Annotated in this window: 12 protein-coding genes and 1 riboswitch; of the genes, 9 read left to right on the top strand and 3 right to left on the bottom strand. The window is 57.5% G+C overall.

The features are described 5' to 3' along the window. Positions 1-26: 26 nt before the first annotated feature. The 6 genes from FCN45_RS20615 to FCN45_RS20590 are packed head-to-tail and all read left to right on the top strand — an operon-like array spanning position 27 to position 7,577. Positions 27-1,307, top strand: coding sequence for a M20 family metallopeptidase (locus FCN45_RS20615; RefSeq protein ID WP_137387075.1), 1,281 nt, complete (start codon positions 27-29; stop codon positions 1,305-1,307). A gap of 20 nt (positions 1,308-1,327) precedes the next feature. Then, positions 1,328-2,926 carry an ABC transporter substrate-binding protein gene (locus tag FCN45_RS20610; protein ID WP_137387074.1) on the top strand — a complete coding sequence of 533 codons (1,599 nt, stop codon included), beginning with the start codon at positions 1,328-1,330 and terminating at the stop codon, positions 2,924-2,926. Between the two features lie 9 nt (positions 2,927-2,935). Beyond that, on the top strand, positions 2,936-3,883 hold the full coding sequence (locus FCN45_RS20605; RefSeq protein ID WP_110867133.1) for an ABC transporter permease: 948 nt from the start codon (positions 2,936-2,938) through the stop codon (positions 3,881-3,883). Continuing rightward, complete coding sequence (locus FCN45_RS20600; protein WP_137387073.1) at positions 3,876-4,703, top strand: ABC transporter permease; 828 nt, start codon at positions 3,876-3,878, stop codon at positions 4,701-4,703. Before FCN45_RS20605 ends, FCN45_RS20600 begins: the two co-directional genes overlap by 8 nt. Beyond that, complete coding sequence (locus FCN45_RS20595; RefSeq protein WP_137387072.1) at positions 4,703-6,340, top strand: ABC transporter ATP-binding protein; 1,638 nt, start codon at positions 4,703-4,705, stop codon at positions 6,338-6,340. The genes FCN45_RS20600 and FCN45_RS20595 overlap by 1 nt, the downstream gene beginning before the upstream one ends. A 10-nt stretch (positions 6,341-6,350) precedes the next feature. After that, entirely contained in the window at positions 6,351-7,577 is a 1,227-nt protein-coding gene (locus FCN45_RS20590; protein ID WP_137387071.1) for a M20 family metallopeptidase, read from the top strand. Between the two features lie 177 nt (positions 7,578-7,754). On the opposite strand, the gene FCN45_RS20580 is transcribed toward FCN45_RS20590, so the two are convergent. Beyond that, positions 7,755-8,444: an NYN domain-containing protein gene (locus FCN45_RS20580; RefSeq protein ID WP_137387070.1), complete on the bottom strand. Its 690-nt coding sequence runs from the start codon at positions 8,442-8,444 to the stop codon at positions 7,755-7,757. Between the two features lie 336 nt (positions 8,445-8,780). Then, entirely contained in the window at positions 8,781-9,047 is a 267-nt protein-coding gene (locus tag FCN45_RS20575) for a DksA/TraR family C4-type zinc finger protein (RefSeq protein WP_008110643.1), read from the bottom strand. Positions 9,048-9,170: 123 nt separating this feature from the next. Further along, positions 9,171-9,298: riboswitch (TPP riboswitch) on the top strand. Positions 9,299-9,399: 101 nt separating this feature from the next. Here FCN45_RS20575 and FCN45_RS20570 point away from each other — a divergent pair. The 3 genes from FCN45_RS20570 (at position 9,400) to FCN45_RS20560 (ending at position 12,808) form a co-directional block, all read left to right on the top strand. Next, positions 9,400-10,482 (top strand): long-chain fatty acid--CoA ligase, encoded by a 1,083-nt coding sequence (locus FCN45_RS20570; RefSeq protein WP_137387069.1) that lies wholly within the window; start codon positions 9,400-9,402, stop codon positions 10,480-10,482. Beyond that, positions 10,479-11,927, top strand: a complete 1,449-nt coding sequence (locus FCN45_RS20565; protein WP_137387068.1) for an acyl-CoA reductase — start codon at positions 10,479-10,481, stop codon at positions 11,925-11,927. Before FCN45_RS20570 ends, FCN45_RS20565 begins: the two co-directional genes overlap by 4 nt. Before the next feature lie 113 nt (positions 11,928-12,040). Further along, positions 12,041-12,808, top strand: a complete 768-nt coding sequence (locus FCN45_RS20560; protein WP_137387067.1) for an SDR family oxidoreductase — start codon at positions 12,041-12,043, stop codon at positions 12,806-12,808. A 30-nt stretch (positions 12,809-12,838) separates the two neighbouring features. Here the strand turns inward: FCN45_RS20560 and FCN45_RS20555 are convergent, their stop codons facing one another. Beyond that, positions 12,839-14,314 carry a Sapep family Mn(2+)-dependent dipeptidase gene (locus tag FCN45_RS20555; protein WP_137387066.1) on the bottom strand — a complete coding sequence of 492 codons (1,476 nt, stop codon included), beginning with the start codon at positions 14,312-14,314 and terminating at the stop codon, positions 12,839-12,841. Positions 14,315-14,446: the final 132 nt, after the last annotated feature.

Raw genomic sequence — 14,446 nt, 5'->3', positions numbered from 1 at the left:
ATAGAAATACAACAGACGATAATCCTATGACGCAAAATCCACGCTTTAACAACGCATTAGCGATGATTGCTCATGACGGCGCGCAAATGACGGATGACCTCAAACAGATGCTGGAGGTGGATACCTGCTTCCCGCCGGGCAACGGTTATGGCGCATTTGCTGACCTGATGACGCACTTGTTAACACCGCTGGATTTTCACTTTGCGCGCGTCTCGGTGCCGGAACATTTATGGCAGGCACCGGACGGCAGCGCGTACGGTGAACGCGTCAATTTGCTGGCATCGCTTGATGCCGGTGCCGCTGAAAACTGCAATCTCTATTTCCATACCGATACCGTTCCCGCCGGCGATGGCTGGCGTTTTCCAGCGCTCACGCTGACCGCAGCAGATGGCAAGCTGTTTGGGCGTGGCGCGGCAGACATGAAAGGCACCATCGTTGCCGCGATGGCGGCAGTGCGCGCGGCCCAGGCGGCGGCCATCCCGCTGCGTTTTAATCCGGTATTTCTGCTGTGTAGCGATGAAGAGGGCGGCTTGTATCCCGGCATTCGTTATCTGGCGGAACAACAGCTTTTCTCCGGTCACCTGCTCAGCTTCAACGGCGGCGCGGTGCCGCGCATCTGGGCCGGTTGCTTTGGCAGCATCGATCTCAAAGTGATTATCACCGGACGTTCGGCGCACTCCGGCGATCCGGTTAACGGCGTTAATGCTATTGAAGCGGCGCTGCCAATGATGAACGCGCTATATCAGCTGAAGCTCGAGGTGGAACAACGCACCTCGGCGATGCCTTCTCCGCCGCACTATCACGGCAAACCGCTGACGTCACTGTTAACGCTGGCCGCTGCGCAGGGCGGCAGCAAAGGATCAACCATTCCGGAACGGTTTGAGCTGCTGATTAACCGCCGCTACGCGCCGGAAGAGCGCTTTGACGCGGTGTGGCAGGAGCTGACGCACTGTGTGGAAAGTGCGATGCGTGACAGCCCCGCGCTCGACGTGACGCTGCAAATGATTGGCCATCTGGCGCCGGTCGCTAATCCAGACGGTCCGCACTGGCCGCGCTGGCAGGCGGCGCTGAGTCAGGGTTTTGGCTTCCAACCCAGTGAGTTCAAACCCTGGGGATCGTCCACCAGTTCCGATATGGGCTGGGTCCAGCAAGCCGGGATTCAGGAGATTTTACTCGGCGGCCTCGCCCGTCCTGACAACCGCATTCATGCCGCTGATGAGTACACCACGCTGGCAGATGTGATCGCACTTTCGCAGTCCATTCTGGCGTATCTCGCCGATGATTTTCAGCCAACCCAGGGTAATTAACTAATCACGAGGAAGAGAAGATGTGCGCAATGAAAGGGTTAAACCGCAGACAGTTTATCGCCAGTTCTACCGCTCTGACGGGCGCAGCGATGCTGCCCTGGTCGTTCTCGGCCCATGCCGCGCAGGTGGCGAGCGCCACGCCGGGCGGCACGGCGCGTAAAGGCGGTGTGCTGCGCATCAGCGTTGATCAAGCCGTCGGCGTGTTAAATCCACATCAGGTGCGCGTCAACCCGGAATATCTGGTAGCGGAACTGCTGTACAGCGGCTTAACGCGTCTGACGCAGGAGATGAAAGCCGAAGCCGATTTGGCGCAATCCTGGCAGGCCAGCGCCGATCTTAAACAGTGGACGTTTACCCTGCGCCCGAACCTAAAGTTCAGCGACGGTTCCGCGCTGACTTCCGCCGATGTGGTCGCCAGCCTGCAGGCGCTGCTCGATCCGAAAAATGCCTCGCCAGCACTGCATAACATTGGGCCGATTAACGCCGTCAGCGCGCCAGATACCAACACGGTTTTGATTGAAACCGATGCGCCTTACGCCGATTTGCCGGTGATGCTGGCTTATCCGGATGCGAAAATCATCCCTGCCAGTATCGTGCAAGGTCAGTATGACAAGCTGAGCAAAGCCTCGTTCGGCGCCGGTCCTTTCCAGCTGGTCTCCTACGATCCAGAACGCAAAATTGTGGTGAAGCGCAATCCGCATTACTACGATCCGGCGCGTCCCTATCTGGATGGCGTGGAAGTGGTGGTCTATCCCGATGGCATCGCGGAGAGTTCCGCGCTGATCTCCGGTGACACCGATCTGATGCTGAGCGCGCAGTCGAGCGAGTTCGCGCGCCTGTCCAAATCTTCCGGCGTGCTGCCGCTGCGCGTGGCCTCCGGCCAGTTCCTCAATGTGAACATGGGCTGCGACCAAAAACCGTTTAACGATGTGCGGGTACGTCAGGCGCTGGCACTGTGCGTTGATCGTCAGGCGTCGGTGGATTTCGTGGCGGATGGCCTGGGTTCACCGGGCAACGACACGCCGATTAACGGCGCGTATCCGTTCTTCGCCAACCTGGCGAAAAAAGCGGTGGATTACAGCAAAGCCAAAGCGTTGCTGGCGGAGGCCGGTTATCCCAACGGTATCGATTTAACACTTATCGCTTCCGACAAACCGGCCACCCGCACGCAGCTGGGCATCGCCCTGCGCGAGATGGCGAAACAGGGCGGTTTCCGCATCAACGTGCAGACCATGGCGCACAGCACCTATCTCGATCAGGTGTGGAAGAAGGGCAACTTCTACGTTGGCTTCTACAACATGCAGCCGACGCCAGACGCGGTGTTCTCGCTGCTCTACACCTCAACCGCATCGTGGAATGAAACGCGCTGGAACAACGCGGAGTTTGATAAAGCGGTAAGTGCGGCGCGTGAAACCCGTGATGAAGCACAGCGCACCACGCTGTATGGCAAAGCGCAGCAGCTGATGCATGACGAAGTGCCATCGGTGATCCCGACCTTCTTCGATCTGCTCGCCGCCAGCCGCGATTATGTCGGCGGATATCATCTGCATCCGCGCGGTGCGGTATTCCGTCTTGACCATATCTGGTTAACCGACAAAGCGCCGAAGCGCGCAGCGTAAGGAGCGAACGTGACAGCAAGTTATCTGCTCAAACGCCTTCTGCTGATGGTTTACACCTTGTTAGTGGTGTCGCTGCTGGTTTTTGGCATCACGCAACTGTTACCGGCCGATGCGGCTGTCACCTTGCTGGGACAAAACGCCACGCCGGAAGCGCTAGCGGCGGTGCGTGAACGTCTGGGGCTGGATGCCCCAGCATGGCAGCAATATTGGCATTGGCTGACGCAGGCGCTGCAGGGCAACTTTGGCGTATCGATGCGCAATGGCCTTGAAGTGGCGCCGACGCTGCTGACGGCATTATCACGCTCGCTGCTGCTGGCGGTGTGCGCCTTAATTCTGATGCTGATCATCGCGATTCCCCTCGGCATCTGGGCGGCGGTGCGCCGTGGCAAAACCGCCGATGTGCTGGTGAGTGTCATCTCCTATATCGGCATCTCCTTCCCGGAGTTCGTCACCGCCACGCTGGTGCTGCTGCTGTTTGCTGATGTCTGGCAGATTTTGCCCGCCACCGGCTATGTGCCGCTCAGTGAGAACGTCGTCAGCGGGATTCAGCACCTGATTCTACCTTCGGTGACCGTGGCGCTGATTCTGGTGGCGCACGTCTCGCGCATGGTGCGCTCAGAAATGGTCGATGTGTTGCATACCGATTACATCCGCGCCGCGTGGCTAAAGGGCTTATCGCGTCGCCGCATTCTCTGGCGACATGCGCTGCGTAACGGCTTGTTGCCGACCATCACTATTGTGGCGCTGGATGTTGGTTACCTGCTGGGCGGCATTGTGGTGGTGGAGGAGATCTTCGCCATTCCCGGCATTGGCCGCGAACTGATTGTCGCCGTGCAGGCGCGCGATCTGCCCACCATTCAGGCTGGCGTGATGATTCTCGCCGCGACCTATTCAGTGGTGAACTTCCTGGCTGATTTGGCCTATGTCACTCTCGATAAGCGGATCTCCTATGCCTGATATGTTGAAACGTTTACTGCGTTCACCGCAGGGTGCCGCTGGCGTGCTGATTATCTTGCTGGCGCTGCTGATGGTGGTGGGCGGTGCGCACGTCGCGCCTTTTGATCCTGAATCGATCTCCATCCTGACGCGCTATAAGCCGCCCAGCGCGGAACACTGGTTTGGTACCGATCAGATGGGCCGCGACATCTTCAGCCGCGTGATGGTGGGCGCACGCTCAACCATTCTACTGTCGCTGCTGGCGACCGCACTGGCGATGGTAATCGGTTCGGTGCTCGGTACCGCCAGCGCCTATCTGGGCGGCAAATTTGATGAGTTCATGATGCGCACCATGGATGCGGTGATGGCGATTCCCAGCCTGCTGTTTGCGTTGCTGATTGTCAGCACGCTTGGGCAGAGCAGCATGAACGCGGTGCTGGCGATCACTATCGCCTTTGTGCCGGGCATGGTGCGCATCTCGCGCAGCGTGGCGTTGGCCGCTCGCCAGCAGGATTACATCAACGCCGCCATCGCGCGCGGCGAAGCCGGGCACTACATCATTCTGCGAGAAATGCTGCCAAATATTCTGGCGCCGATCATCGTGGAAGCCACCATTCGCGTTGCCTTCGCCATCATGCTGTTTGCCACCCTGAGTTTTCTGGGGTTGGGCGCGCAGCCGCCAGAGCCAGAATGGGGATTGATGGTCTCTGAAGCGCGCGCTTACTTCTTTAATGCGCCGTGGATGATGATGATTCCGGGCCTCGCCATCGCATTGGTCGCCATTGGGTTTAATTTACTGGGTGACGGGCTGCGTGATGTGCTCAACCCAAGGAGCCACTGATGAGTGACAAGCTGACACCGGTGCTGTCGGTGGAAAATTACAGTCTCGATTACGCGTTAGCCAAAGGACATGCACTACCGGTACTGCGTGACATCAACCTGCAGGTGATGCCCGGCGAAGTGTTGGGGCTGGTGGGCGAATCGGGTTCCGGCAAAACCACGCTCGGCTGGGCGATCATGCGCTGGCTGGCGGGCAATGCGCGCGAGCTGCAGGGCGATATTCGTCTCAACGGCGAGAGCCTGCTGACTTTACCCGCAGCCAAACTGACAGCGCTGCGCGGTGCCAAACTCGGCATGATTTTTCAGGATCCCAGCGCCTCGCTCAATCCCACGCTGACCTTGGGTGAGCAGGTCACCGAAGTGTTACGCCGCCATCGCGGTTTATCGGCGCGTGAAGCGCAGGAGATGGGCGAATCGCTGCTGCGTGACGTTGAACTTAAAAATCCGGCGCGCATGATGCGCCGCTATCCGCATCAGGTGTCGGGTGGCGAGAAGCAGCGCATCCTGATCGCCACCGCGTTTGCCTGCCAGCCGGACTGCATGATTTTTGATGAGCCAACCACCGCGCTGGATGTGATCAGCTCGGCGCAAATCCTCGATCTGTATGAGCGTTTGCGCGAAGAGACCGGCGTTGCGTCGCTCTACATCTCGCACGATCTGGCGTTGGTGGCCAAAGTGGCCAATCGCGTCTGTGTGCTGGAACAGGGACGCATTGTCGAACAGGCCGACACGCGCAGCCTGTTTAGCGCGCCGCAAAACGCCTATACGCGCAAGCTGATTAAGGCGGTACCCAATCCGCAGCACCGGCTGGTGCAGGACGCGCCCGGCAACCAACCGTTACTCGGCCTGAAGCAGCTGACCATCGATTACGGCAAACACGGTCTTCTTGATCGTCTGCTGAAGCGTGAAGGCAATACCACGCGCGCCGCCAATGCGGTTGCGCTCACCGTGCATCAGGGAGAAATTCTCGGCGTGGTTGGTGAGTCGGGTTCCGGCAAATCCTCGCTCGGTAAAGCCATTACCGGCCTGGTGCCGTTCAGCGGCGAGCTCGACTTTTGTGGCTACGCGCTACATGGCCGGGCGCAAATGGATAAAGAGTATCGCCGCCGCGTGCAGATGATTTTCCAGCATCCAGATGCCTCGCTGAATCCGCGCATGACCATTGGCGAAATCATCGCACGGCCACTGCGGTTGTATGGTTTACCCGCAGGTGAAACCGAAGCGCAGGCGGTCGCGCGCCTGCTGCAGGAAGTGCGTTTGCCGGCGGAGTTTGCGCAGCGTTATCCGCATGCACTGTCCGGCGGGCAGAAGCAGCGCGTCGCAATCGCCCGTGCCTTTGCCAATCCGCCGGATTTGGTGATTTGTGACGAGATCACCGCCGCGCTCGACGTCTCGGTGCAGGCCACCATTATCGAACTGCTGCTGGAACTGCGCCGCCGCTACGGCACCGCGTATCTGTTTATTACCCACGATCTCAACCTGATTCGCCAAATCGCCCATCGTGTTGCCGTGATGTATCGCGGTGACGTGGTGGAAGTGCTGCCCGGCGACAACATGACGGCGCTGGCGCAACATCCTTATACCCGTGCACTGCTTGATGCGGTGCATATTCCCGACTTATCCAAGTCCGTTGCATGACGAGAGAAACATGAAGCCTGAACAGTTGATTCATCATATCGATCGCGATTTTTGCCTCTCATTCCTGGCAAAAATGGTGCAGCACAAAAGCTACAGCGCCACCGATGGCGAGCGTGAATTGGCGAAATACATGGCCGCGCAGATGGCGCAGCTGGGCCTGGAAACCGAACTGCAGAATGTGCCCGGCAACAGGCTGAATGCCATTGGACGATTGGCAGGCAGCGGCGGCGGCAAAAGCCTGCTGTTCAACGGGCATCTGGATACCAATCCGGTCACCGAAGGCTGGACTGTCGATCCCTGGGAAGGAAAAATCGACGAACAGTTTATCTACGGTATTGGCGTTTCGAACATGAAAGCGGGCGATGCCGCTTATTTTTGCGCGTTGAAAACGCTGATTGATGCCGGTGTAAAGCTGAAAGGCGATGTGATTTTGACCTATGTGGTGGGTGAGTTGCAGGGCGGCATTGGTACGCTGGCGGCGATTGAGCAAGGCGTGCGCGCCGACTACTTCATCAATGCCGAACCCACCGATCTGCAAGCGCTGACCATGCACGCCGGTTCGCTGATGTTTACTATTGAGCTCACCGGCGATACGCGCCATCTGTCAAAACGGGAAGAAGCGGTGGATGCGATCAGCGCCGCCGTCGAGCTGATTCCGCAGATTAACGGCATGACCTTTAGCGGCGCGAAAACCGCTGAGCATCGCAAGATTAACCGTGGTCATATCGGTACCGTGCATGGCGCGTTAGGCCGCGATCTGGAAGAGTGGCGACCGCCGCAGGTGGCTGACTTTGTGCGCTTAAAAGGCTCGGCACGTTTCGCGCCAGGACAAACGGTGGAAGGTGTGCTCGCCGATCTGCAGGCGCTGCTGAATATCTTATGCCAACGCTATCCGGGCCTAAAAGCCGAGCTTTATGATGATGGCATCCGTGATAAACCCACCATGTTACCGTTCGAAGTGTCACCGGAATCCGCCATCGTCAAAGCGGTGAATCGCGGCTGGAAAACCGTGCGCGGCACCGAACAGCCCACCGGCGTGATCACGCCTCCGGCGTTCTTCGGCACCGATGCGGCACATCTCTATCAGCATGCGGGCATGGAAGGGATCGTCTGTGGGCCAGGCGGCAAATACAACACCATGCCGGATGAGCGCGTAGAAATCAGTGAATTCCTCGACATGGTGCGCATCTATCTGCTGGCCATTCTGGAGATTTGTCAGCCGGTTGAGGCCGCTTAATGCAGGTTTAAGCACTGATGAGAGCTGATAGGATTTAGCCTGACGCAGGACGTTGAACTAAATGATTTATCAGTAACCGTTCCCGCATTACGTTTCGATATGAAATAGGCCACTACGGAGAACATCGTGAGCTATGCCATTTACCGCGAGGCGCATTAAATGGCGTGGTTTTGATGCTTACCAATATTCGGGTTTAACCGCAGGTTTTTTATGCGTCGCAACCCGAACAGGAAACTGGCATGCATCAAGCTCTTCATTGGTGATCGTTCTGCGTATCCAGTGACTATGATTCTGCAGTGAACCCGGAACACCACGTACGTTGCCCTGGCGGTGCGGCAAAATGATCCCGATACGAATGTCGGGAAAATCTTCGCGAATCGCCTTAAGTGCTGGCGTCATGTCGGTGTCAGCCGATACTAACACCAGCTGCGCGATCCTCTCTTCTATTGGCAACGTCTGCTGTTTAGCAAACAAACGATACATGCTGATGGCAATATTCACGTCGGTTTCTTTCTCTTCCAGCTCCCAGATATCTACCTTATCGAGACGTGATGCGGGTAGTTTTTTACTAATGAAACGTGGAGCTCGAGCGTGCTCAAGTCGATGACGTCCGGTGAAGATATTTATTCCGGTCGTTTTCAGCGCGCGAATATAAGTATCCTGAGCGTGTCGGGATTCAATACCGCGTGTGGCGAGGTGGGGAATAACCGAGGAGGTATAATAATTTATTGTTTCAATTATGGCAGTCGGATCCTGTACCCGGCATATATGCGACAGCAGCAATGACAAGTTGAGCCATTTATAAGGCGTACCTGCAAGGAGTCCATAAAATACATTGTATCCATCAATGAATATTGCAGTACGCACTCTTATCCTTCCTTAAGATACGAAAAAACCGGCCTGAGCCGGTTTTTTCACCCTAACGGCCAGCGAACTGAATCGCTGCGTACAGGGTTGAGTTGTGTGGCTAACTTATCAGCATTACTGGCTAAACTCAAGTTGCTCAAGGTGAAATCTAAGCCATAAAGTTTGTAAAATTAGGCTCTTCTTTCGGCTTCAGCAATAGTGCTGCAGTATTTAACTTTGAAAAATCGGGAGATATGCGAATGGTCTTGCTTCAGATTAATGGTAATTCTAATTAAAAGTAACGAGTGCAAATGAAATTTTAAAATATCCATTAACCTGAATTGCTAATTTAAATAACTATCTCAACTGACTATCCTTACTTCCGCGGCGGTTATAACCGCTGATCGCCGCCTGTTTTTTATCGATCTTGCTCTGGCAATTCACGCAGTAACGCACGCCAGCCAATGCTGCGCGACGCGCTTCCGGGATCGGTTCGCCGCACTCGTCGCAAAATTCAGCACTTTCACCGTGCCCAAGATTTTCACGAGCGCGGGCCACCGCATCATCTACCGTGGCATCAATTTGTTTGTGTACCGCACCGTCTTCTGACCAACCGCCAGCCATACTTCACCTCCGCAAATACTCATGCTCTGAGTATAAGACATGACGTGATTTGTGCCGGGCAGCTCAAATTTTCACGCGTATTTAACATGGTTGACACATCATCGCGCGCCATCCTAGACTGCGGCTTGTTCCAAGGGGTGCTCTGTTAAGGGGCTGAGATTCTACCGGCTGGCGTGTATGCGCGGGCAACGTAGTGACCCTCCGAACCTGATCCGGCTAATACCGGCGTAGGGATGCGGAACCGCAGGGCGATATCGCGCCCTGATTCCCTCTTTGTGCTTTGTAGCGGACAGTTCGCGCTCTTCAGGCGTTGCCTGAGAGTCTCTGCGCAATCGCAAAGGTGGCGACGCACATGAACGAAACACACATCATCCAGGCTCTGCTGACATTCCTGCAGCGCGAAGATAGCTCAGACGACGACTTCAACCAACTGGCCCTCGAAATCTTCGCTTATCAGTTCGCACACAATTCCCCTTATCGCCGCTTCGCCACCCAGCGCGGACGCACGCCGCTGACGGTGAAAAACTGGCGCAACATTCCCGCCATCCCGATTAATGCCTTCAAAGATCTGACGCTCAGCTGCCGTCCCACCGAGCAAATTACCGAGATCTTTATGACTAGCGGCACCACCGGCACGGTAAAAGGGCGCAGTTACCATTCGACGCTGGAGGTGTGGAAAAAATCGATGCTGCTCAATTTCCGCCGTCGCTTTATGGCGGGCCGCGATCGCATCCGCATGGGCATTTTGTTCCCGGATACCGTGGCGATGCCGAACTCCTCGCTGGCGACCTATCTTGATTTGGCGATGAAGGAGTGTGGCACGCCGGACAGCGAAGTGATGGTGGGCGAACATGGCCTCGAAACCAGTCGTCTGTTCAGTGCGCTGGAGAAAGCCGAAGCGGGCGGCGAACCCTACGCGTTGCTGGGCGCCAGCTACAGCTTTGTACCTTTGCTGGATGACATGCAGCGCCAAAAACGCCGCTTCACGCTGCCGGCAGGCAGCCGCATTCTTGATACCGGCGGTTTCAAAGGCCAGTCGCGCGAGATGGGCGCGGAAGAATTCTACGCTTCGCTCTCTCATGCCTTCGGCATTCCGCGTTCCCACTGCATCAACATGTACGGCATGACGGAAATCAGCACGCAGTTTTACGACGCGGGCAATGAGCGCTGCCCGCCGGTGAAATTCGGGCCGCACTGGATCCGCACGCGCGTGGTCAATCCGCTTACCGGTGATGATGTGCCGGACGGCGAAGTTGGCGTGCTGGTGCATCACGATCTGGCACATTTCAACTCGGTGTCTGCGTTGTTAACGGAAGATGCGGGCGTGAGGGTGCCCGGCGGTTTCCATCTGCTGGGACGCGCGACCGGCGCTGATGCCAAAGGCTGTTCGCTGACCATGGAAGCGTTTCTCGCCGGCGCGCAGGCACAGTTGTGAAAGAAATTGCCGGACATCTGCCGGGCCTCTCGGCTGACGAAGTGTATTGGCACACGCTGAGTTTCAATCATCGTGGCGAAAGCCTCGAGGTTTGCGTTCCGCAACTTGATGACGCGCAGATAAAGGCGCTCGCAGCGCGCATCCGCACCAACGCCCGCGCTTATCTCCAGCAGCTGAGCGTGGCGCAGATCATGGGCATCATTGATGAAGCGGTGGCGCGACTGCTCGATCGTCATCATCCAGTGCGCATCAAGGCCGAAAAGCTGCTGCCCATCGTCACCGGTTACGATGCCGAGATGGTGCGGCTTGGCCTTACCGGCTATCTGAAAACCTTTCGTCAACCGCAGTTAAAGCGCTTTCTGGCGGAGGATTTCGCCGATGCGCAGATGCTCGACGATTTCCAGCCGCGCCCTAAAGGCGGCTTTGCGCGCGCATATGGCCCGCAATTGTTAATGCATATCTGGGCGGGCAACGTGCCGTGCTTGCCGCTGTGGAGTTTGATTTGCGGTCTGCTGGTTAAGGCGGGCACCATCGGTAAACTGCCGGGCAATGAGCCGCTGATGGCAAGCTGGTTCACGCAGTTGCTGGCGGAGATCGATCCAAAACTGGGCGAATGTATCGCGGTGGTGTGGTGGAAAGGCGGCGATGCGCAAACCGAACTAACGTGGCTGCGTCAGCCCGATGCGCTGGTGGCTTATGGCGGAAATTCAACGCTGGCGGCGATCCAACAGCGTTTGCCGGTTACCACGCGCTTTCTGCCGCACGGCCACAAAATCAGCTTCGGAATGGTGGCGCGTTCGGCGCTGAATGTACGGCAAGGCGCGGAGCTGGCGCGTCGCGTGGCGTATGACGTGATGCGTTACGACCAGGCCGGTTGTTACTCGCCGCAAATGCTGTTTGTCGAGCGCGGCGGCAAGGTGTCGCCGGATGAGTTCGCCAGCTACATCGCCCATGAACTTGCCGCGCTGGCGCACAAACATCCGCGCCGTCCGCTGGCGAGCGAAGAGATCAACAGCATTGCCGCGTGGCGTAATGGCGAGGAGATTCGCGCGCTGGGCGGCGATCGTAGGCTTTACGGCGAGGCGGCAGACGATTGGGCAGTGGTGAGCGTTGATCATGCGGAGTCTTTATCGCCGGCGGCATTGGGCCGTACGTTGAAAGTGGTGTGCGTGGATGCGCTGGAGGAAGTGGTCGATTTGGTGGCGCCGCAGCGGCATTTTCTGCAAACCGCAGGCGTGGCGGCCGCGCCGCAGGCGTTGTTCGGCATTTCGGCTCTGCTCGGGCAAGTGGGCGTAACGCGTATCGCAGCGTTCGGCAATATGACCTCGCCGGAAGCGGGCTGGCATCACGATGGACGTTTTAGTTTGCTCGATCTAGTGACCATCACGGAGATCGAGCAGGGCGCAGAAGCGGCCGCCGAGCGTTACGCACCGTATGCGGAGTGACGCGATAACAGATCGCACATACCGTAGCGGCTAATTTATAGCGCAGCAATCAGCTGTGCGCGATAAATCGCGCCGCTGCAGATTTTGCGTGACCATATCAACATGGAGCCATAATGAAATTCTCCAACCAAACAGTTCTGGTAACCGGCGCAAGCCGCGGCATTGGTGCGGCGATCGCTAAAGCCTTCGCAGCAGAAGGCGCATTTGTGGTGGTGAACTATTTACGCAATAACGCTGCCGCTGCGGGCGTGGTTGAGGAGTGCCGCGCATTGGGCGGCGACGCGCTGGCGATTGCCGCCGACGTCACCTGTGAGCAGCGGGTCAACGCCATGATGGAGCAGATCGTCAACGCTACAGGTCGCCTCAATGCGGTGATCAACAACGCTTTCGCACCTTACGTTTTCGACACTGAAAATCGTTCACGTTTCTGGGAAACGCCGTGGTCGGGATACCAGTCACAGTTCGATGGCGCGGTAAAAGCCGCCTATAACGTCTGCCAGGCGGCGCTGCCGTTAATGCGCGCGCGCGTGCGCGGCAGTATCGTTAATCTCACCAGCGATCTGGTGGCGCGTCCTTCGGTGCCTTACCACGATTACATCACCGCGAAAGCGGCGCTAACCGGCTTTAGCCGCACGCTGGCGACGGAGCTGGGCCCGCTGGGCATTCGCGTTAACTGCGTGGCGCCCGGTCTGGTGTATCCCACCGATGCCAGCCAGGCAACGCGCGAAGCGGTGCGCGATCTCCTCACCGCGCAAACCCCGCTGCGCCGCATCGCGCGCCCGGAAGATGTCACCGGCCCAGTGCTGTTTCTCGCCTCCGACTGGAGTGAATTTGTCACCGGACAAACGTTGTACGTTGATGGCGGATTAGTGATGAATTGAACCGTACGGTCGCCATTTATGGCGATCGGTTTAGCCCTGCGCAAGCAAATAACTATCCAACCTGATCAACGCGATCACATATTTCGGCAACGCCTCCAGCAGCGATGGCAGATGGATTGTCTCGTCGGCACCGTGCGGCAATCCATGGCCTTCGGGTAAAAAATCGGGCGTGTTTGCTGCGGTTTTCCGGTAACCGGGCCCAAAGGTGATGGCGTTTGGCAGCTTCTTCGAATGGGTAACGCCGCCCATCACGTAAGGGCGATCGTCATTGCCGGTGGTGTCATTCCACACTTGCTGCAGCAGCGAAATCACCGGATGTGAGGCCGGCAGGAAGAACGGAGCCACGTCGCGCCAGCCGGGATCGAGCGTAATGGTAGTAGCGGCTAACTGCTGCTGCAGCATCTCGACGATCTGCTCGCCGCGCCACGAAACCGGATAACGGATATCGCAGTCAATGCTCAGCGTGTCGGCGTGATGGCTGTACCACACGCCCGCGTTCAGCGTCAGTTTGCCGGACTCCGCATCTTCCAGCCCCAATCCGGCGCTCTCGCCATACGGCGACGCAAACAGCTGTACCAGCGTTTCCGCCAGCTGACGTTCGTGATCGCCCAATAGCTCCAGCTCAATCAGCGCGGCAAGCAGCACCTGCGTGGCATTCAGCGTGCCGTCGGGGAAGGCGGCATGCCCGCCGTTGCCGCGCGCTTCCAAGGTGAAAGCGCCATCGTTTTCCGGCTTGATCGACACATAGGTCGCGGCAATGCCCCGCAGCAGCGCCAGCTTTTCACTAACGGCATGCTGATCGGCCTGCGCAATCCGCACGCTGGCGAAATCCGGCACGCTATTGCTGGCCGATCCGGCAACAATATCCGCCAGCACGCCCGACTCGGCGACATTCAGGGTAAAACTGAGTTGCCCTTTCTGCGCATTGTTCACCGGGAACATGCCATCGGTGACAATCGAATAATCAGGCACCGGACCGTTCTCCGCGAACCACGCCATATCGGCCATGTTGCTCTCTTCCGCCAGGCCATAAACGATGCGCAGATTGTGATGCAGCGGAATTTTCAGATCGCGCATCAGCTTTAACAGATAGAAATTGAGCACGCCGGGCCCTTTGTTATCCGCCACGCCGCGACCAATCACAAAATCGCCGTGCTGCGTTAGCGCAAAGGGCGGAAAGGTCCAGTTGTCGCCCGCTGGCACCACATCCAGATGGTTGATCAGCCCGATGTCGCGCGCGTGCTCGCCATAAATTACCGAACCGGCGTAGCCCTGATGCTGTTCGGTTTTGAAACCGGCCTGCTCGGCCTGATCTAACACCTGCTGCAAGATTTGCGCGCACTCGGGGCCAAAAGGCGCGCCGGGCGCTGCGCGGTCGGCGCGACTGATGCTGGGAATAGCAATCCATTCGGCCAAATCATTGGTTAATGCGGCGCGATGCTCCGCAATCCATTGCTGGATCTGTGGCAACAGCGCGCTTTCCTGAGGTGATAACGACGCGGACATAAGGCTTCTCCTTCAATTTATGCACAACATAAAACATTCCACCGCGTCGGCTTAGACGCATTTGCGCGAACCATTGCTACCACGCAGCTAAGCGCCACTTCATGCGCATTCCTGCAAAGCTTAGCTATTTTT

The organism is Pantoea sp. SO10 (assembly GCF_005281435.1).
Lineage (GTDB): Bacteria > Pseudomonadota > Gammaproteobacteria > Enterobacterales > Enterobacteriaceae > Pantoea > Pantoea leporis.
Note: the sequence above shows the minus strand (reverse complement) of the source record. Positions and strands in the feature narration are given on the sequence as shown.

What these genes read in the sequence shown, in the direction of transcription:
- FCN45_RS20615 (WP_137387075.1), top strand. Translation starts at nt 27, where the DNA reads ATGACGCAAAATCCACGCTTTAACAACGCATTAGCGATGATTGCTCAT.
- FCN45_RS20610 (WP_137387074.1), top strand. Translation starts at nt 1,328, where the DNA reads ATGTGCGCAATGAAAGGGTTAAACCGCAGACAGTTTATCGCCAGTTCT.
- FCN45_RS20600 (WP_137387073.1), top strand. Translation starts at nt 3,876, where the DNA reads ATGCCTGATATGTTGAAACGTTTACTGCGTTCACCGCAGGGTGCCGCT.
- FCN45_RS20595 (WP_137387072.1), top strand. Translation starts at nt 4,703, where the DNA reads ATGAGTGACAAGCTGACACCGGTGCTGTCGGTGGAAAATTACAGTCTC.
- FCN45_RS20590 (WP_137387071.1), top strand. Translation starts at nt 6,351, where the DNA reads ATGAAGCCTGAACAGTTGATTCATCATATCGATCGCGATTTTTGCCTC.
- FCN45_RS20575 (WP_008110643.1), bottom strand. Translation starts at nt 9,047, where the DNA reads ATGGCTGGCGGTTGGTCAGAAGACGGTGCGGTACACAAACAAATTGAT.
- FCN45_RS20570 (WP_137387069.1), top strand. Translation starts at nt 9,400, where the DNA reads ATGAACGAAACACACATCATCCAGGCTCTGCTGACATTCCTGCAGCGC.
- FCN45_RS20560 (WP_137387067.1), top strand. Translation starts at nt 12,041, where the DNA reads ATGAAATTCTCCAACCAAACAGTTCTGGTAACCGGCGCAAGCCGCGGC.
- FCN45_RS20555 (WP_137387066.1), bottom strand. Translation starts at nt 14,314, where the DNA reads ATGTCCGCGTCGTTATCACCTCAGGAAAGCGCGCTGTTGCCACAGATC.